The sequence below is a fragment of the Salmonella sp. FC25216 genome, assembly GCF_057751355.1.
This window is the reverse complement of the sequence record NZ_JBDGON010000004.1, coordinates 92,867-110,093: the sequence shown is the minus strand read 5'-3', so window position 1 is coordinate 110,093 and position 17,227 is coordinate 92,867. Positions and strand designations below refer to the sequence as shown.

The window sequence follows — 17,227 nt, the reverse complement described above, 5'->3', positions numbered from 1 at the left end:
ACAGCAACCCGATGGCTAATACCGCACTCATTTTAGATGCGCTAGTGTAACACTTCTTTCGCAGCAATCCGATACGAATAAATTTTATACACAATCATTTTTTTAATTATAAATTCAAAGAGATATTAATTTACCCCTCTATTTTGAATGGTCATTCCAATTGCCTGGGGCGACAAGGGCGGCAAATTTCAATGGATTGCGTAAAAATGCAAAAATAATGAGGTTTCGCGCCTGGAATCCCCGCTTCTGAGCCAATTTGGCGCAAAAACGGGAAAAGTAATGGTAAAGCCCAGGCTAAATACATAGAATCCCCAGCACATCCATAAGTCAGCTATTTACTATGCTCGAATTGCTTTACACCGCTCTTCTCTACCTTATTCAGCCTCTGATCTGGATACGGCTTTGGGTGCGTGGACGTAAAGCGCCGGCCTATCGTAAGCGCTGGGGTGAACGCTACGGATTCTACCGCCGTCCGTTGAAACCGGGCGGAATCATGCTGCATTCCGTCTCGGTGGGCGAAACTCTGGCGGCCATCCCATTGGTCCGAGCTCTACGTCATCGCTATCCCGATCTGCCTATTACCGTAACGACCATGACGCCGACCGGCTCGGAGCGCGTCCAGTCTGCCTTTGGCAACGATGTTCAGCACGTTTACTTGCCTTATGATTTGCCCGATGCGCTCAATCGTTTCCTCAATAAGATTGACCCTAAGCTGGTATTGATCATGGAGACTGAGCTCTGGCCAAATCTGATTGCTGCGCTGCACAAACGTCATATTCCGCTGGTAATCGCTAATGCGCGGCTTTCCGCCCGTTCCGCCGCGGGTTATACGAAGCTTGGCAAGTTTGTCCGTACGCTCCTGCGCCGTATCACCCTGATTGCCGCGCAAAACGAAGAAGATGGCGAACGTTTTGTGGCGTTGGGCGCGAAGAACAATCAAGTCACGGTCACAGGTAGTCTGAAATTTGATATTTCAGTTACGCCGCAACTGGCGGCTAAAGCCGTTACGCTACGTAGCCAGTGGGCGCCGCACCGGCCAGTCTGGATTGCCACCAGTACCCACGATGGCGAAGAGAGTATCGTTATCGCCGCTCACCAGGCGTTATTACATCAATTCCCGAATTTATTACTGATTCTGGTGCCTCGCCATCCGGAGCGTTTCCCGGATGCTATCAATCTTGTGCGCCAGGCAGGGTTAAGCTACATCACTCGCTCTTCGGGCGAAGTGCCGTCCGCCAGTACTCAGGTCGTGGTAGGCGATACCATGGGCGAGTTAATGTTGCTCTATGGAATTGCCGATCTCGCCTTTGTCGGTGGTTCACTGGTTGAGCGCGGCGGTCATAACCCGCTGGAGGCTGCCGCCCATGCGATTCCGGTACTGATGGGGCCGCATACCTTTAACTTTAAAGATATTTGCGCCCGTCTGGAGCAGGCGAGTGGACTTATCACTATTATTGATGCGGCTACGCTGGCAAAAGAAGTTTCCTCTTTACTGACCGACGCTGATTATCGTAATTTCTACGGACGTCACGCAGTTGAAGTGCTCTATCAAAATCAGGGCGCGCTCCAGCGTCTGCTGCAACTGTTAGAACCCTATCTGCCACCGAAAACGCATTGAGGGCTGTCATGCAAAAACGGGCGATTTATCCAGGCACGTTTGATCCGATTACCAACGGTCATCTCGATATTGTGACGCGCGCAACGCAGATGTTCGACCATGTCATTCTGGCCATCGCCGCCAGCCCCGGTAAGAAACCCATGTTCACTCTGGACGAACGTGTGGCGCTGGCGCAAAAAGCGACCGCACACTTGGGTAACGTAGAGGTGGTGGGCTTTAGCGACCTAATGGCCAATTTCGCCCGCGACAGACAGGCGAATATCCTGATTCGTGGTCTGCGCGCGGTGGCGGATTTTGAATATGAAATGCAGTTGGCGCATATGAATCGTCATCTGATGCCGCAACTGGAAAGCGTTTTCCTGATGCCGTCCAAAGAGTGGTCGTTTATTTCATCGTCGCTGGTCAAAGAAGTGGCGCGCCATCAGGGCGATGTGACCCACTTTCTGCCGGACAATGTGCATCAGGCGCTAATGGATAAGTTGAAATAAGTCTCCTTGCCGGGCCTGGCGTTTTACTTCTGACAGTGACGGCAATAGAACGTCGCACGCTGTGCGTGTTTCGTTGCGACTATCGGCGTACCGCATACCCGACACGGCTCGCCTTTGCGCCCGTACACCTGCAACTCCTGCGCAAAATAGCCCGGTTTTCCATCGCTTTGCAGAAAGTCCTTCAGCGTTGTCCCGCCTTGTTCGATAGAGCGCAGCAAAACGGCTTTAATCACTCGCGCCAGCAGGTCGCACTCCTCTGTCGAGAGTGACGACGCCAGGCGGTCAGGGTGAATACCAGCGGCAAACAGCGACTCGCTGGCGTAGATATTCCCCACGCCGACCACCAGCTTGTTATCCATCAGCCAGGGTTTAATCGCCGTCTTCTTCTTCGCGCATTTCTGCTGCAAATATTCGCCATTAAACTCATCGCTTAGCGGCTCCGGTCCCAGATGCGCCAGTACGTTATGCCCTTCCAGCTCTTTGGTCCATAACCAGGCGCCAAAGCGGCGAGGATCGGTATAACGTAGAATTTTGCCATTGCTCATCACCAAATCGACATGGTCGTGCTTTTCCGCCGGCAGCGCTTCCGCCAGTATCCGCAAGCTTCCCGACATCCCCAGGTGAATGATTATCCAGCCGTCAGGCAGCTCCAGCAGCAGATACTTGGCACGACGCTGCACGCTGAGGATGGGCGTATCGCTCAGACGATAAATTTCATCTGAAACCGGCCAGCGCAGACGACCGTTACGGATATGGGCGTGCAGAATAGTAGCGCCAACTAAATGGGGTTCAATACCCCGGCGGCTGGTTTCAACTTCGGGTAATTCAGGCATAACGTCTCCGGCAGTGTGACAGGTCTTATTAATATGGGGACGGCCAGAAAAACAAAAAACCCCGCCGAGGCGAGGTTTTTGTTACATCAAAGCGAGAATTATTTGATTTTCGCTTCTTTGTAGATCACGTGCTGACGGACAACTGGATCGAATTTTTTCAGCTCCAGTTTTTCCGGTTTAGTACGTTTGTTCTTCGTAGTGGTATAGAAGTGACCAGTACCAGCAGAAGAAACCAGCTTGATTTTCTCACGAATACCTTTAGCCATGATTTATTTCCTCTTAGTACTTAGTACTTTTCGCCACGGGCACGCAGTTCAGACAGAACTGTTTCGATGCCTTTTTTATCGATGATACGCATACCTTTAGCAGATACACGCAGGGTGACAAAACGCTTCTCGCTCTCAACCCAGAAACGGTGAGAGTGCAGGTTAGGCAGGAAACGGCGTTTAGTCGCGTTCAGTGCGTGGGAACGGTTGTTACCGGTCACCGGACGCTTGCCAGTAACTTGGCAGACTCGGGACATGTCTATTCTCCAAAAATCAAATTAGCTCGAGCTTCGTATGGGGTATTGGCGCCTCGTCAGGCTGTAAAGCCCGGTCACGACGGTTCTAAGTGAACCCCCGATTGCCAGGCCCAAATGCCAAACCCGAGATTCTCAAAGGTGGCGTAGTATACGCTGACCCGGCGATATGCTCAAGTCCCGAACAGACAAAGATCCCGATGGATCGCGCAAAGTACCTTAAATCCAGCCGCGTTCGGCAAAAGAAACGTACTCTCCGCGGCCAATTATCAGGTGATCGAGCACCCGGATGTCCATAAACTGGCAACACTTTATCACGCGCTCGGTGATAAGTTTATCCGCTTTACTCGGCTCTGCGCAGCCTGAAGGGTGATTATGCGCCAGAATGACCGCCGAGGCATTGAGTTTAATCGCTTCCCGGACAATCTCACGCGGATGCACCTCTACGTGGTTAAGCGTGCCGGAAAACAGGCGGCTGTGCTGAAGCACACGGTGTTGGGCATCGAGGAAGATCACCAGAAAGATCTCACGCTCCTCGCCCGTCAGTTGGCTTTGCAGAAATTCCCGCGTCATTTCCGGACTTAGCAACGCACTTTCCTCATTCATGCGCACACTGTAATAGCGCCTTGCCAGCTCAGCAATGCCTTTCAACTGCGCGAATTTCGCCAGGCCGATACCGTTTACGCCGCGAAACTGCGCAAAGTCCGCCGACAGCAGGCCATACAGCGACCCAAAGCGCTGCAACATCTCTTTTGCCAACGTCATAACATCTTTTCCCGGCGTGCCGGTACGTAAAAAAAGCGCCAGCAGCTCAACATCGCTAAGGGAAGCAATGCCGGATCTGAGCATTTTTTCACGCGGCAATAATCCGTCCAACGTATCCATACGCGCACCTCCTTTTTTAAGGAAGCGGCATAGTGGCATAGCCTTTGGGAGAGATCGATGCCCCGATTTTGTTCTTGCGTAGCGCCTCGCAAAGTGGAGCGCAGGCAAAGACACGACGCCGTAGAGATTGTGATAAAATAGCCGCCTTTCAAAATCACCCAACAGGAAAGACATGATGAGCCTGGCCGGTAAAAAAATTGTTCTTGGCGTTAGCGGCGGTATCGCTGCGTATAAAACGCCGGAGCTGGTACGCCGTTTACGTGAGCGCGGCGCTGACGTGCGCGTGGCAATGACCGAGGCGGCAAAAGCCTTTATTACCCCCCTGAGCTTACAGGCAGTGTCGGGTTATCCGGTGTCCGACAGTCTGCTTGACCCTGCCGCCGAAGCCGCGATGGGGCATATCGAGTTGGGGAAATGGGCCGACCTGGTTATTCTTGCCCCCGCGACCGCCGATCTGATCGCCCGTGTAGCATCGGGTATGGCTAATGATTTAGTCTCCACCATCTGCCTGGCGACGCCAGCCCCGGTAGCCGTTCTTCCGGCCATGAACCAACAGATGTACCGCGCTGCCGCCACGCAACATAATCTGGAGGTACTCGCCTCTCGCGGTCTGTTCATTTGGGGGCCGGATAGCGGCAGTCAGGCATGTGGCGATGTAGGTCCTGGCCGAATGCTGGACCCATTAGTTATCGTCGATAAGGCCGTCGCGCATTTCTCTGCTGTCAACGATCTGCAACATCTTAATATCATGATTACGGCAGGTCCGACGCGCGAACCGCTCGACCCGGTGCGTTATATTTCCAACCACAGCTCCGGTAAAATGGGCTTCGCTATTGCGGCGGCCGCCGCGCGTCGCGGCGCAAATGTCACGCTGATCTCCGGTCCCGTTTCGCTACTGACGCCGCCTTTTGTAAAACGGGTTGATGTCATAACTGCGCTGGACATGGAAGCCGCTGTTCAGTCCGCCGTTCAGCAGCAGCATATTTTCATTAGCTGTGCCGCCGTGGCTGACTATCGCGCAGAGACTATCGCCAGTGAAAAAATCAAAAAACAGGCGGCGCAAAGTGATGAATTACTAATAAAAATGGTCAAAAACCCGGACATTATCGCTGGGGTGGCCGCGCTCAGTGACAATCGCCCCTACGTTGTTGGGTTTGCCGCGGAAACGAATAATGTGGAAGAATACGCCCGGCAAAAACGTATCCGTAAAAACCTTGACCTGATTTGTGCAAATGATGTTTCACTTTCAAATCAGGGATTTAATAGCGATAAAAACGCTTTACACCTTTTCTGGCAGGATGGAGATAAAGTCTTACCGCTTGAGCGAAAAGAACTCCTGGGCCAATTATTACTCGACGAGATCGTGACCCGTTATGATGAAAAAAATCGACGTTAAGATTCTGGACCCGCGTGTTGGTCAGCAGTTTCCGCTGCCGACTTATGCTACTTCTGGTTCTGCCGGGCTTGACCTGCGCGCCTGTCTCGACGACGCCGTAGAACTGGCGCCTGGTGCAACGACGTTGGTGCCTACCGGACTGGCCATTCATATCGCCGATCCATCACTGGCGGCAGTCATGTTGCCGCGTTCGGGCCTGGGCCATAAACATGGTATCGTGCTGGGCAACCTGGTCGGGCTGATTGATTCCGATTATCAGGGGCAACTGATGGTTTCGATCTGGAACCGTGGTCAGGACAGTTTTACCATTGAACCGGGCGAGCGTATCGCGCAAATGGTGTTTGTTCCGGTCGTTCAGGCCGAATTTAATCTGGTGGAAGCATTTGACGCCACCGAACGTGGCGAGGGCGGCTTCGGTCATTCTGGCCGTAAGTAAATTGTACGCATCCCAATAACGTCATAATACTGCCGCAAGCGCTGAGTTTGCGGTTATAGCGTGGGTGCTCGCCTGGCAAGTGCTTATTTTCAGGGGTATTTTGTAACATGGCAGAAAAACAAACTGCGAAAAGGAATCGTCGCGAAGAAATACTTCAGTCTCTGGCGCTGATGCTTGAATCCAGCGATGGAAGCCAACGCATCACGACGGCAAAACTGGCGGCCTCGGTCGGCGTTTCCGAAGCGGCGCTATATCGCCATTTTCCCAGCAAGACCCGCATGTTCGATAGCCTGATTGAGTTTATCGAAGATAGTCTGATTACCCGTATCAACCTGATTTTAAAAGATGAAAAAGACACCAGCACGCGTTTGCGACTGATTGTGTTGCTGATTCTGGGTTTTGGCGAACGCAACCCTGGCCTGACGCGCATTCTTACCGGGCACGCGCTGATGTTTGAACAGGACCGCCTGCAGGGGCGCATTAACCAGCTTTTTGAACGCATCGAAGCGCAGCTCCGCCAGGTGCTACGAGAAAAAAGAATGCGTGAAGGCGAAGGCTACGCGACGGATGAAACACTGTTGGCAAGTCAACTGCTCGCCTTCTGTGAAGGTATGCTTTCACGGTTCGTGCGTAGCGAATTTAAATACCGTCCAACGGACGATTTCGACGCCCGCTGGCCGCTCATTGCCGCTCAGTTACAGTAACGCTGGCCGACTCACGCCTTATCCAGGCGACAGAAACATAGGCCCGGTAAGCGTAGTGTAGCGCCACCGGGCAATTCGCTTACACCCCAAATTCTTCCTGGTATGCCCGCACAGCAGCCAGATGCTCAGCCATATCAGGTTTTTCTTCCAGATAGGCAATCAGGTCTTTCAGCGTAATGATGGAGATAACCTTACAGCCATAGTCACGCTCCACTTCCTGAATCGCGGAAATCTCGCCGCGGCCACGTTCCTGGCGATCCAGCGAAATCAGTACGCCTGCCAGCGTGGCCCCGTGCGCCTGAATAATCTCCATAGACTCGCGAATCGCCGTACCTGCGGTAATCACGTCATCCACCAGCATCACGCGGCCCTGTAGCGCGCTGCCCACCAAATTCCCGCCTTCGCCATGATCTTTTGCCTCTTTGCGGTTAAAGCAGTACGGCAGGTCTTTATCGTGATGTTCCGCCAGCGCAACCGCTGTCGTCGTCGCGATCGGAATACCTTTGTATGCGGGGCCAAACAGCAGATCAAATTCAATACCGGAATCCACCAGCGCTTCGGCATAAAAACGGCCTAACAACGCCAGGTCGCGCCCGGTATTAAACAGCCCGGCGTTGAAGAAATAGGGGCTTTGGCGCCCGGATTTCAGCGTAAACTCGCCAAACTTTAGTACCTGCTTGTTAAGCGCAAACTCAATAAACTGGCGCTGATACGGCTTCATGGATTCGCTCCTTTTCTTACTTTCATCATTTACGAAATTTACGGACAAAAAAAAGGCGACTTTTCAGTCGCCTTAAAATCAATTTTCTAACGCCGCCTTCTGCGTCGCTACAATGGATTCAATTCCCCCTCGGGCCAGCGCCAACAAAGTGAGAAGTTCTTCATGGCTGAACGGTTCGCCTTCCGCGGTGCCCTGTACTTCAATGATGCGGCCGTCTTCGGTCATCACGACGTTCATGTCGGTTTCTGCGGCGGAATCTTCAACATACTCCAGATCGCAGATCGCTTCGCCGTTAACGATGCCTACGGAAACCGCCGCCACCATGCCTTTCATCGGATTGGTTTTCAGCTTACCGTTTGCAACCAGCTTATTCAGCGCATCCGCCAACGCCACGCAGGCACCGGTAATAGACGCTGTACGCGTACCGCCATCGGCCTGGATTACATCGCAGTCCAGCGTAATGGTAAATTCGCCGAGCGTTTTCAGATCGACCGCCGCACGCAGCGCACGCGCGATCAAACGCTGAATTTCCATAGTACGACCACCCTGCTTACCCTTTGCCGCTTCGCGCGCGTTACGGGTATGGGTGGCGCGAGGCAACATGCCGTACTCAGCGGTGATCCACCCCTGGCCTTGTCCTTTCAGAAAACGCGGGACGCCTTCTTCAATGGAGGCGGTGCACAACACTTTGGTATCTCCAAATTCGACCAGTACCGAGCCTTCAGCGTGTTTTGTATAGTTACGGGTCAGGGTTACGGGACGCACCTGATTAGCGCTACGGCCTGCTGGACGCATATTGAGATCTCCGACTTAAAACGAATGTGGCTGCGCATTATACGGACTTCCGATGGTTATTCCTATCCTGACAAGGCCTGGATAGCTATAATCCCCTCATCTCTCCTTTAAAAACGGGAACATCTATGATCCGCAGTATGACCGCCTACGCCCGGCGTGAAATTAAGGGTGAATGGGGTAGCGCGACCTGGGAAATGCGCTCGGTAAACCAGCGTTATCTGGAAACTTACTTTCGTCTGCCGGAACAGTTCCGTAGTCTTGAACCCGTCGTGCGCGAGCGCATTCGTACACGTCTGACGCGCGGCAAAGTCGAATGCATGCTGCGTTTTGAACCCGATGCCAGCGCGCAAGGCGAGCTTATTCTGAATGAAAAGCTGGCAAAACAACTGGTTAGCGCCGCAAACTGGGTCAAAATGCAGAGCGACGAAGGGGAAATCAATCCGGTTGATATTTTGCGCTGGCCAGGTGTCATGGCGGCGCAAGAGCAGGATCTGGACGCGATTGCCGCAGAAATTTTAGCCGCGCTGGACGGTACGCTGGACGACTTTATCGTAGCGCGTGAAACGGAAGGCCAGGCGCTAAAAGCGCTGATTGAACAACGGCTGGAAGGCGTCAGCGCCGAAGTAGCGAAAGTTCGCGCGCATATGCCGGAAATCTTGCGATGGCAGCGTGAACGCCTGGTTGCCAAGCTGGAAGACGCGCAGGTACAGCTTGAAAACAACCGTCTGGAGCAAGAACTGGTGATGATGGCGCAACGCATTGATGTGGCGGAAGAGCTGGATCGTCTGGAAGCGCACGTCAAAGAGACTTACAACATTCTGAAGAAAAAAGAGGCGGTAGGTCGCCGTCTGGACTTCATGATGCAAGAATTTAACCGTGAGTCGAACACCCTGGCGTCCAAATCCATCAACGCTGATGTAACTAACTCCGCTATTGAATTAAAAGTGTTGATCGAGCAAATGCGCGAGCAAATTCAGAATATCGAATAATTCTGGCGCTCAATACGTCACAGCGCCCGCCTTATGCGGGCTCTCGCGTTTATTGGTAGTACGTTTTTAATTTCCGGCGAATGGCTTCGATAAGGCGTCGCTTCCACTCTACCGTCGAAGCCCGGTACTGCATGAAAATCGCGCCTTCCGCCTGCTCTCCGGCAAGCGGCAGGACAAAAAGACCACGCTTATCGGATAAATTTTCATACCAGGGGCACGGTACAATAGCCATCAGCGGCGCCGACTGGACAGCAGGCGCAAGTTGGCTGTAATCATGACAAACAAACGCCAGCGGACGTTCAAATCCGGCACGAGCCTGCTGCCTGTCCAGTTCGTTGTTCTCTTTTGTCCATGGCAAACAGTAAATGTGCTGATAATGCTGTAGATCAGCAAAATTCAACGCTGCGGCATTCTCCAGACGTGAACGCAATGGCGTGCCATAAACCGCGATCAAACGCGTAGTCCCCACCCGTTCGTAATGCAGAGCGCTGACCTGCTTTTGATGGTCGCCAATTGCCAGCACCAAATCAACCGAGCTATCCAACAATTCATCACGCCAGGGTCGGCGGGCAAAAGGAAGGCACTCGATCACCGCCTGATGAAGATAACCTTTCTCTGCGAGAACGGGCGTAAGCAGCGCGTTCAATGCGGGAGGAAGTACCACCCGGAAACAACGGGAGCCGTTCTCTTTATCGCCAAACAGCTCCTCATTAAGCGAAACAAACACAGGCGCCAATTTGTCACGTAGCGCCTGCGCATAAGACGTAGGAATCTGGCGGTTCCCTTCCCGTCGAAACAACGGATCGTTTAGCGCATCGCGCAATCTCATTAGCGCATGACTTACCGCAGAAGGCGACAAAGCCAGCTTTTGCGCCGTTTTCCCCGTAGAGCTGGTCTCTAGCAGCACATACAGTACTTTTAACAGGTTCATATCCATTTGCAGCAAGTTCATTAAACGTCTCTCTTATTGAACCTGGCTAAATTACTGCCAGGTATACTGCGGGCGCTTCAATCAGGAGAACATTATGAATCGCTATGTATTATTCTTTGTATGTATATTTTCAACATCAGCACTTCCTGCAATGGCGGCATTAGATCCTTCACAACCGTTATCACCCGCTCCGCCGTTGTCACTGTTTAAAGCGTGGGCTAAGCCTATGGAGCCGTTTCAAATCACGGAAGGCGTGTGGTATGTCGGCACAGAAAATCTCTCTTCTATTCTACTGACCACCCCGGCAGGGCATATTCTTATTGATGCGGGGTTGGATGAAAGCGCACCGCAAATTAAAGCGAATATTGAAGCGGCAGGATTTCGCCTCACTGACGTGCGCTATCTGTTGAACAGCCATGCGCGGCTGGATCAAGCGGGGGGCATGGCACGTTTAAAAGGGTGGAGTGGCGCACAATTGGTCGCCAGCCAACCCAACGCCGATCAGATGGCGAGGGGTGGACGACAGGATTTTGCGCTTGGCGATGCGCTCCCCTTCCCGCCCGTCACCACCGATAAAATTATCCACGACCAGGAAAGTATCAGCCTCGGAGGGATAACCGTGACAGCACTATTCACGCCTGGACATCTACCCGGCTCAACCTCCTGGCGCGTAACGCTCCGCAACGGCAAGACGCTAATTTACGCCGATAGTCTCGCCACACCCGACTATCTGCTGATTAACAACAAAAATTACCCTGACCTGGTTACTGATATTCAGAGCAGCTTTAAAACACTGGCCGCCCAGCATGTTGATATCTTTATTGCCAACAAAGGTGACCGCTTCGGGCTACTGGAGAAACGACAGCAACTTCGCAACGGCGATACACAGGCATTCTTTGATTCCAATGGCTTGCAACAGTATGTGGAACGCTCGCGTCAGCGCTTCATCACACAGCTTACCGCACAGCAGCCATAATGAAATGACGAATCGGCGGCGCGTCCAGGGCGCCGTTCAGGTAATTTATCTAAGTCAAAATAGAAATGCTTCACATAAAATAAACCACAAAAATGATGTTCAATTTATTGATATTTATAATAAATAATTATTAATCATAAATTTAAAATCATTACTAAAATTTATTAATAGAGTAATGCCTTAGAAAATCTCAATCGTGATACAGCGCACAAATCGTTAATCTTCGCCCCCAGTAAATTAGGGGGAAATCATGCTGTTGCACGTTCTTTATTTAATTGGCATTACTGCCGAGGCCATGACGGGCGCACTCGCTGCGGGTCGTCGTCGCATGGATACATTCGGCGTAATTATTATTGCTACCGCTACCGCCATTGGCGGAGGCTCGGTTCGCGACATTCTGCTCGGTCACTATCCGCTAGGTTGGGTGAAGCATCCCGAATATGTCATTATTGTGGCGACTGCCGCTGTATTGACCACAATTGTTGCTCCCGTCATGCCCTATTTACGCAAGCTTTTCCTGGTACTTGACGCGCTGGGGCTGGTAGTTTTCTCTATTATTGGCGCTCAGATAGCCCTTGATATGGGCGAGGGGCCAATTATTGCCGTAGTGGCCGCCGTCACTACCGGCGTCTTTGGCGGCGTACTCCGCGATATGTTCTGTAAACGCATCCCACTGGTGTTTCAAAAAGAGCTATATGCCGGCATTTCGTTCGCCTCGGCGGTGCTCTATATTGCGCTACAACATTACGTCATGAATCCGGATGTCGTCGTTATCTCTACGCTACTGTTTGGCTTTACAGCAAGGTTATTAGCGCTACGTCTTAAACTTGGCCTGCCGGTATTTTATTACCGCCATGAAGGACACTAAGACCCGAATCCGGGAATATGCTGAGCAGCCAGCCATCTGCTCAGCGCCTTGATCTGCGGATTATCCCGCCAGTCGATAACTCTCCCGGCACGACGCTCGCTCGTCGCTGGCAACTGCCGCCATTGTTGATCTGTTCGCATTAATAACTGTTCCCATGAACGATCGCCGCTGGCCTGTAATGCGGCCTGCGTTAAGGGGATATCCATCGCAATGATCCAGCGGGTAAACGACTGCCGACGCGCCAGGTTAAATTGCCGCCATATCTGCTCGCTTTTTCCTTTAGCAAAGCCTGGCGTATTAGCTATTTGCGCTGGCGTCAGGGCAAGCCAGGAGAAGATATGCGCAAAGCGATGCGTCTGATGCAAAGCCCGCCAACTGGCTTCGCCCATTCCGCCCAGACCCAACGCCGACCGTGACCCCAGCCATACCAGCCTGGAGATAAACTGTTCCTGACACATTGCCGACGCGTAAAAGCAGGTCAGCGAGTTAAAATGGCTACCAGGCGGCACAGGCTTACTCCGCTCACGACTCCGCCAGACAACCTCATCAAGCCGGGGAATGCCTTGCCCGGCCAGACTCACCAGGATCTGATCGCCCGGCGCTATATCCCACGCTTCCCAACGTTTCACAGAACCGATATTGACCCGCTGAACCCGCTTATCATCCAATATAATGGGGACAAGTGACGCTACTACGGCAATTTTGCCGCTTTTCCCCACCGAGAATTGAATAGCGCTCACTTGCGCGACCTGCGCTACCGGTGGATATTTCCATGCCGCCAGCCAGTCGCCCTGCCCAGGTCGCCAGTGTTGTGATGCGGGCTCTTTAGCCATGCGTATCACTACGCCATCCGTCACAAAGGGTAATGCTGACGTCAGCCATGACTGGCGCGCGCGCTCGACCTCGCTGGCATTTTTTACCGCCAGGGAATATGTCTGCGTCAGACTGAATCCAGCCTTAGCAAGTTGACTTAATCTGTCGGACATATTTGCCGGACCATCCGGCCACGCCCAAATAAAAATACCCAACGAATTTAGCGCGGAGGCGTTATCCTGGCGCATTAACATCCCTGCGACTTTCGAGCGCGCATTCATCCCGCCCATTTGTTGCTGGATATGACCCTCGCGCTGTAGAAAAATTTCGCCCTGCAATACCGCGTTGGCAAGCGCGCCTCGCGTTGTCTGCGGTATAGAGGGGATCTGGCGAATTTTTGGCGTCCAGTCCTCGCCTTGTAGTCCGTTACCCCGGCTGATAGCCTTGATCAGTTTACCGTTCTGATAAACCAGCGTTACCGCTACGCCATCCACTTTTGGTTGTACCCAAAGCTCGCTGCGCCCGCGCATCCACTGCGCTACCGCCTGCCGGTCCGCGAGTTTACGAACGCCCGTATGTGCAACAGGATGCATTGTTGTACCGTTTAACGGCGGTGAAACCGGAGTAGATGAAACATCCTGACCAATACAACGTTGCCACAGAACCAGCCTTGCGCTGAGCTGGTCGTACACACTATCGTCAACCGCGCTAACACCTTGTTTCCAGTAGATGTCATTCCAGTCAGCGAGCTGTTGCTGTAAACGGGCGATTTCTTCAGTGGCCCTTGCTGGTGGCCAGGCCGGGCAAAGCGCCCCACTCTGCGAATGCCACAATAAAATGCCCCACGCCACGCTTTTCCATAATCTCATCACGACCTCCTGTGCATATTGCCCGGCAGGTATAACGCTTCAGGGAATAAAAACCGAGAGGTAAAAACGCATCATCCGAGCCGCTTTCCAGATTTTTTAGTGGGTTGCTGCAACGACGCAATAAAAGCGGAAAAAGGGACGCAAAATGCAATAATCTGGCGCAAAAAGTGTGACAAAGACTACGTCGCATAACGGCGATGTGTATAATAAGCCCGTATCAAGGCTCTATTTCGATAATCACATACGTAAGATGCTCATGGCTCAAGGTACGCTTTATATTGTTTCTGCCCCCAGTGGCGCGGGTAAATCCAGCCTGATTCAGGCTTTATTAAAAACCCAACCGTTGTATGACACCCAGGTTTCCGTTTCACATACCACGCGCGCGCCGCGTCCAGGTGAAGTGCACGGTGAGCACTATTTCTTTGTAAATCATGACGAGTTTAAGACCATGATTGGCAGGGAGGCGTTTCTGGAGCACGCGGAAGTGTTTGGCAATTATTACGGCACTTCTCGCGAAACCATTGAGCAAGTGCTGGCAACCGGCGTCGATGTTTTTCTGGATATCGACTGGCAGGGCGCCCAGCAAATTCGCGAAAAAATGCCGCAAGCACGCAGCATTTTTATTTTGCCGCCGTCAAAGATCGAACTGGATCGCCGTTTACGCGGTCGCGGGCAAGATAGCGAAGAAGTCATTGCCAAACGAATGGCGCAAGCGGTTGCAGAAATGAGCCATTACGCCGAATATGATTATCTTATTGTGAATGACGACTTTGATACCGCGTTAAGCGATTTGAAAACCATCATTCGCGCTGAACGTCTGCGTATGAGCCGCCAAAAGCAGCGTCATGACGCTTTAATCAGCAAATTGTTGGCAGACTGAACCCACTTTCAGTATCATGCCCAGTCATTTCTTCACCTGTGGAGCATTTTAAGTATGGCACGCGTAACTGTTCAGGACGCTGTAGAGAAAATTGGTAACCGTTTTGACCTGGTACTGGTCGCCGCGCGTCGCGCTCGTCAGATGCAGGTAGGCGGAAAGGATCCGCTGGTACCGGAAGAAAACGATAAAACTACCGTTATCGCGCTACGCGAAATCGAAGAAGGTCTGATTAACAACCAGATCCTCGACGTCCGCGAACGCCAGGAACAGCAAGAGCAGGAAGCCGCTGAATTACAAGCCGTTACCGCTATTGCTGAAGGTCGTCGTTAATCACAAAGCGGGTCGCCCTTGTATCTGTTTGAAAGCCTGAATCAACTGATTCAAACCTACCTGCCGGAAGACCAGATTAAGCGTCTTCGGCAGGCGTATCTCGTTGCACGTGACGCTCACGAGGGCCAGACACGTTCAAGCGGTGAACCCTATATCACACACCCGGTAGCGGTGGCCTGTATTCTGGCCGAGATGAAACTCGACTACGAAACGCTGATGGCTGCTCTGCTGCATGACGTGATTGAAGATACCCCCGCCACCTACCAGGACATGGAACAGCTTTTCGGTAAAAGCGTTGCCGAGCTGGTAGAGGGGGTGTCGAAACTTGATAAACTCAAGTTCCGCGATAAGAAAGAGGCGCAGGCCGAAAACTTTCGCAAAATGATTATGGCGATGGTGCAGGATATCCGCGTCATCCTCATTAAGCTTGCTGACCGTACCCATAACATGCGCACGCTGGGCTCGTTACGCCCGGATAAACGTCGTCGTATTGCCCGTGAAACCCTCGAAATCTACAGCCCGTTGGCACATCGTTTAGGTATTCATCACATTAAAACCGAGCTGGAAGAGCTGGGTTTTGAAGCGCTGTATCCCAATCGTTACCGCGTCATCAAAGAAGTGGTAAAAGCTGCGCGCGGCAACCGTAAAGAGATGATCCAAAAAATCCTCTCTGAAATCGAAGGACGTTTGCAAGAGGCGGGAATTCCGTGTCGCGTTAGCGGTCGCGAAAAGCACCTTTACTCGATCTACTGCAAAATGGTGCTCAAAGAGCAGCGTTTTCACTCGATCATGGATATCTACGCGTTTCGTGTGATCGTCCATGACTCCGATACTTGTTATCGCGTACTCGGCCAGATGCACAGCCTCTATAAGCCGCGTCCGGGACGCGTTAAAGACTATATTGCCATTCCCAAAGCGAACGGTTATCAGTCTTTGCACACCTCGATGATCGGCCCGCACGGCGTTCCTGTTGAAGTCCAGATCCGTACCGAAGATATGGATCAGATGGCGGAAATGGGGGTCGCAGCGCACTGGGCGTATAAAGAACACGGCGAGACCAGCACCACGGCGCAGATCCGCGCTCAGCGCTGGATGCAGAGCCTGCTGGAGCTACAACAGAGCGCCGGTAGTTCGTTTGAATTTATCGAAAGCGTAAAATCCGATCTCTTCCCGGATGAGATTTACGTTTTCACCCCGGAAGGGCGCATTGTCGAACTGCCCGCTGGCGCTACGCCGGTGGATTTTGCCTATGCAGTGCATACCGACATCGGCCACGCCTGTGTCGGCGCGCGTGTTGACCGCCAGCCTTATCCGCTGTCGCAGCCGCTTAGCAGCGGTCAGACCGTCGAAATTATTACCGCGCCGGGCGCGCGTCCCAACGCCGCCTGGCTAAACTTTGTCGTCAGCTCTAAAGCGCGCGCTAAAATTCGTCAGTTGCTGAAAAACCTCAAACGTGATGACTCCGTAAGCCTGGGGCGCCGTCTGCTTAACCATGCTTTAGGCGGTAGCCGTAAGCTGGCGGAAATTCCGCAGGAAAATATTCAGCGTGAGCTGGATCGTATGAAGTTGGCAACGCTTGACGATCTGCTGGCGGAAATCGGTCTCGGCAACGCGATGAGCGTAGTGGTCGCAAAGAATCTTCAGCAAGGTGAAGCCGTGGTGCCGACCGTTGCGCAATCGAATCATGGCCACCTGCCAATTAAAGGCGCCGATGGCGTGCTGATCACCTTTGCGAAGTGTTGTCGTCCGATCCCAGGCGACCCAATCATCGCTCACGTCAGCCCAGGTAAAGGACTGGTGATCCACCATGAATCCTGCCGTAATATTCGTGGATACCAGAAAGAGCCAGAGAAATTTATGGCGGTCGAATGGGACAAAGAGACGGAGCAGGAATTCATTACCGAAATCAAGGTGGAAATGTTTAACCATCAGGGCGCGCTGGCTAACCTGACGGCGGCGATTAATACGACCACCTCCAATATTCAAAGCCTGAATACTGAAGAGAAAGATGGTCGCGTCTATAGTACCTTTATTCGCCTTACCGCGCGCGATCGCGTACATCTGGCGAATATCATGCGCAAAATCCGCGTGATGCCAGACGTCATTAAAGTCACCCGTAACCGAAACTAATTTTTTACGCAAAATCATTCGCATTGCATTAAAACGGCAAGCGAA

19 protein-coding genes are annotated in these 17,227 nt (G+C 52.4%); 11 read left to right on the top strand and 8 right to left on the bottom strand.

The genetic code is table 11. The features are described 5' to 3' along the window. Nucleotides 1-340 precede the first annotated feature (340 nt). Together waaA and coaD are read left to right on the top strand one after the other, a co-directional pair. The gene (gene waaA / locus AC3G3F_RS09735; RefSeq protein ID WP_023247297.1) at nucleotides 341-1,618 is read left to right on the top strand and encodes a lipid IV(A) 3-deoxy-D-manno-octulosonic acid transferase; all 1,278 of its coding nucleotides are present in this window, start codon (nucleotides 341-343) and stop codon (nucleotides 1,616-1,618) included. An 8-nt stretch (nucleotides 1,619-1,626) separates the two neighbouring features. Further along, nucleotides 1,627-2,106, top strand: coding sequence for a pantetheine-phosphate adenylyltransferase (coaD, locus tag AC3G3F_RS09730; protein ID WP_001171884.1), 480 nt, complete (start codon nucleotides 1,627-1,629; stop codon nucleotides 2,104-2,106). A 23-nt stretch (nucleotides 2,107-2,129) separates the two neighbouring features. Here coaD and mutM read toward each other — a convergent pair whose 3' ends face one another. The 4 genes from mutM to radC form a co-directional block, all read right to left on the bottom strand. Beyond that, nucleotides 2,130-2,939, bottom strand: coding sequence for a bifunctional DNA-formamidopyrimidine glycosylase/DNA-(apurinic or apyrimidinic site) lyase (gene mutM, locus AC3G3F_RS09725; protein WP_023247296.1), 810 nt, complete (start codon nucleotides 2,937-2,939; stop codon nucleotides 2,130-2,132). A gap of 98 nt (nucleotides 2,940-3,037) precedes the next feature. Further along, the gene (gene rpmG, locus AC3G3F_RS09720; RefSeq protein ID WP_001051798.1) at nucleotides 3,038-3,205 is read right to left on the bottom strand and encodes a 50S ribosomal protein L33; all 168 of its coding nucleotides are present in this window, start codon (nucleotides 3,203-3,205) and stop codon (nucleotides 3,038-3,040) included. Between the two features lie 20 nt (nucleotides 3,206-3,225). Next, entirely contained in the window at nucleotides 3,226-3,462 is a 237-nt protein-coding gene (gene rpmB, locus AC3G3F_RS09715; protein ID WP_001519051.1) for a 50S ribosomal protein L28, read from the bottom strand. A 216-nt stretch (nucleotides 3,463-3,678) separates the two neighbouring features. Further along, nucleotides 3,679-4,344: a RadC family protein gene (gene radC, locus AC3G3F_RS09710; RefSeq protein ID WP_023247295.1), complete on the bottom strand. Its 666-nt coding sequence runs from the start codon at nucleotides 4,342-4,344 to the stop codon at nucleotides 3,679-3,681. 175 nt (nucleotides 4,345-4,519) lie between these two features. Here radC and coaBC point away from each other — a divergent pair, with 175 nt between their 5' ends. The 3 genes from coaBC to slmA all read left to right on the top strand — a co-directional run bounded on the left by coaBC (nucleotide 4,520) and on the right by slmA (nucleotide 6,880). After that, nucleotides 4,520-5,740, top strand: coding sequence for a bifunctional phosphopantothenoylcysteine decarboxylase/phosphopantothenate--cysteine ligase CoaBC (coaBC, locus tag AC3G3F_RS09705; protein ID WP_226311897.1), 1,221 nt, complete (start codon nucleotides 4,520-4,522; stop codon nucleotides 5,738-5,740). Next, on the top strand, nucleotides 5,718-6,176 hold the full coding sequence (gene dut / locus AC3G3F_RS09700; RefSeq protein WP_000976078.1) for a dUTP diphosphatase: 459 nt from the start codon (nucleotides 5,718-5,720) through the stop codon (nucleotides 6,174-6,176). The genes coaBC and dut overlap by 23 nt, the downstream gene beginning before the upstream one ends. A 107-nt stretch (nucleotides 6,177-6,283) precedes the next feature. Continuing rightward, nucleotides 6,284-6,880, top strand: coding sequence for a nucleoid occlusion factor SlmA (gene slmA / locus AC3G3F_RS09695; protein WP_023247292.1), 597 nt, complete (start codon nucleotides 6,284-6,286; stop codon nucleotides 6,878-6,880). A 79-nt stretch (nucleotides 6,881-6,959) separates the two neighbouring features. Here slmA and pyrE read toward each other — a convergent pair whose 3' ends face one another. Further along, the gene (gene pyrE / locus AC3G3F_RS09690; RefSeq protein ID WP_220652156.1) at nucleotides 6,960-7,601 is read right to left on the bottom strand and encodes an orotate phosphoribosyltransferase; all 642 of its coding nucleotides are present in this window, start codon (nucleotides 7,599-7,601) and stop codon (nucleotides 6,960-6,962) included. 78 nt (nucleotides 7,602-7,679) lie between these two features. Further along, on the bottom strand, nucleotides 7,680-8,396 hold the full coding sequence (rph, locus tag AC3G3F_RS09685) for a ribonuclease PH (RefSeq protein WP_001247078.1): 717 nt from the start codon (nucleotides 8,394-8,396) through the stop codon (nucleotides 7,680-7,682). A 125-nt stretch (nucleotides 8,397-8,521) separates the two neighbouring features. On the opposite strand from rph, the gene AC3G3F_RS09680 reads away from it, so the two are divergent. Beyond that, complete coding sequence (locus AC3G3F_RS09680) at nucleotides 8,522-9,385, top strand: YicC/YloC family endoribonuclease (RefSeq protein WP_053509308.1); 864 nt, start codon at nucleotides 8,522-8,524, stop codon at nucleotides 9,383-9,385. A gap of 49 nt (nucleotides 9,386-9,434) precedes the next feature. Here AC3G3F_RS09680 and AC3G3F_RS09675 read toward each other — a convergent pair whose 3' ends face one another. Continuing rightward, entirely contained in the window at nucleotides 9,435-10,337 is a 903-nt protein-coding gene (locus AC3G3F_RS09675) for a LysR family transcriptional regulator (protein WP_220529597.1), read from the bottom strand. A gap of 73 nt (nucleotides 10,338-10,410) precedes the next feature. Between AC3G3F_RS09675 and AC3G3F_RS09670 the strand changes: the two genes are divergently transcribed. Further along, nucleotides 10,411-11,292: an HARLDQ motif MBL-fold protein gene (locus tag AC3G3F_RS09670; protein WP_053529943.1), complete on the top strand. Its 882-nt coding sequence runs from the start codon at nucleotides 10,411-10,413 to the stop codon at nucleotides 11,290-11,292. Between the two features lie 250 nt (nucleotides 11,293-11,542). Beyond that, the gene (locus AC3G3F_RS09665; protein WP_000924334.1) at nucleotides 11,543-12,160 is read left to right on the top strand and encodes a trimeric intracellular cation channel family protein; all 618 of its coding nucleotides are present in this window, start codon (nucleotides 11,543-11,545) and stop codon (nucleotides 12,158-12,160) included. Here the strand turns inward: AC3G3F_RS09665 and ligB are convergent. After that, nucleotides 12,157-13,842, bottom strand: coding sequence for an NAD-dependent DNA ligase LigB (gene ligB / locus AC3G3F_RS09660; RefSeq protein ID WP_430721847.1), 1,686 nt, complete (start codon nucleotides 13,840-13,842; stop codon nucleotides 12,157-12,159). The two genes, AC3G3F_RS09665 and ligB, sit on opposite strands and share 4 nt — an antisense overlap. A 256-nt stretch (nucleotides 13,843-14,098) precedes the next feature. Here ligB and gmk point away from each other — a divergent pair, with 256 nt between their 5' ends. Genes gmk through spoT form a run of 3 tightly spaced genes read left to right on the top strand, consistent with a single transcriptional unit; the run spans nucleotide 14,099 to nucleotide 17,182 of the window. Continuing rightward, on the top strand, nucleotides 14,099-14,722 hold the full coding sequence (gene gmk / locus AC3G3F_RS09655) for a guanylate kinase (RefSeq protein WP_000046966.1): 624 nt from the start codon (nucleotides 14,099-14,101) through the stop codon (nucleotides 14,720-14,722). 54 nt (nucleotides 14,723-14,776) lie between these two features. Further along, on the top strand, nucleotides 14,777-15,052 hold the full coding sequence (gene rpoZ, locus AC3G3F_RS09650; RefSeq protein WP_000135058.1) for a DNA-directed RNA polymerase subunit omega: 276 nt from the start codon (nucleotides 14,777-14,779) through the stop codon (nucleotides 15,050-15,052). Nucleotides 15,053-15,070: 18 nt separating this feature from the next. Beyond that, the gene (gene spoT, locus AC3G3F_RS09645; protein WP_000280481.1) at nucleotides 15,071-17,182 is read left to right on the top strand and encodes a bifunctional GTP diphosphokinase/guanosine-3',5'-bis pyrophosphate 3'-pyrophosphohydrolase; all 2,112 of its coding nucleotides are present in this window, start codon (nucleotides 15,071-15,073) and stop codon (nucleotides 17,180-17,182) included. The last annotated feature ends 45 nt before the right edge of the window (nucleotides 17,183-17,227 follow it).

What these genes read in the sequence shown, in the direction of transcription:
- waaA (WP_023247297.1), top strand. Translation starts at nt 341, where the DNA reads ATGCTCGAATTGCTTTACACCGCTCTTCTCTACCTTATTCAGCCTCTG.
- coaD (WP_001171884.1), top strand. Translation starts at nt 1,627, where the DNA reads ATGCAAAAACGGGCGATTTATCCAGGCACGTTTGATCCGATTACCAAC.
- mutM (WP_023247296.1), bottom strand. Translation starts at nt 2,939, where the DNA reads ATGCCTGAATTACCCGAAGTTGAAACCAGCCGCCGGGGTATTGAACCC.
- rpmG (WP_001051798.1), bottom strand. Translation starts at nt 3,205, where the DNA reads ATGGCTAAAGGTATTCGTGAGAAAATCAAGCTGGTTTCTTCTGCTGGT.
- rpmB (WP_001519051.1), bottom strand. Translation starts at nt 3,462, where the DNA reads ATGTCCCGAGTCTGCCAAGTTACTGGCAAGCGTCCGGTGACCGGTAAC.
- radC (WP_023247295.1), bottom strand. Translation starts at nt 4,344, where the DNA reads ATGGATACGTTGGACGGATTATTGCCGCGTGAAAAAATGCTCAGATCC.
- coaBC (WP_226311897.1), top strand. Translation starts at nt 4,520, where the DNA reads ATGAGCCTGGCCGGTAAAAAAATTGTTCTTGGCGTTAGCGGCGGTATC.
- dut (WP_000976078.1), top strand. Translation starts at nt 5,718, where the DNA reads ATGATGAAAAAAATCGACGTTAAGATTCTGGACCCGCGTGTTGGTCAG.
- slmA (WP_023247292.1), top strand. Translation starts at nt 6,284, where the DNA reads ATGGCAGAAAAACAAACTGCGAAAAGGAATCGTCGCGAAGAAATACTT.
- pyrE (WP_220652156.1), bottom strand. Translation starts at nt 7,601, where the DNA reads ATGAAGCCGTATCAGCGCCAGTTTATTGAGTTTGCGCTTAACAAGCAG.
- rph (WP_001247078.1), bottom strand. Translation starts at nt 8,396, where the DNA reads ATGCGTCCAGCAGGCCGTAGCGCTAATCAGGTGCGTCCCGTAACCCTG.
- AC3G3F_RS09680 (WP_053509308.1), top strand. Translation starts at nt 8,522, where the DNA reads ATGATCCGCAGTATGACCGCCTACGCCCGGCGTGAAATTAAGGGTGAA.
- AC3G3F_RS09675 (WP_220529597.1), bottom strand. Translation starts at nt 10,337, where the DNA reads ATGAACTTGCTGCAAATGGATATGAACCTGTTAAAAGTACTGTATGTG.
- AC3G3F_RS09670 (WP_053529943.1), top strand. Translation starts at nt 10,411, where the DNA reads ATGAATCGCTATGTATTATTCTTTGTATGTATATTTTCAACATCAGCA.
- AC3G3F_RS09665 (WP_000924334.1), top strand. Translation starts at nt 11,543, where the DNA reads ATGCTGTTGCACGTTCTTTATTTAATTGGCATTACTGCCGAGGCCATG.
- ligB (WP_430721847.1), bottom strand. Translation starts at nt 13,842, where the DNA reads ATGAGATTATGGAAAAGCGTGGCGTGGGGCATTTTATTGTGGCATTCG.
- gmk (WP_000046966.1), top strand. Translation starts at nt 14,099, where the DNA reads ATGGCTCAAGGTACGCTTTATATTGTTTCTGCCCCCAGTGGCGCGGGT.
- rpoZ (WP_000135058.1), top strand. Translation starts at nt 14,777, where the DNA reads ATGGCACGCGTAACTGTTCAGGACGCTGTAGAGAAAATTGGTAACCGT.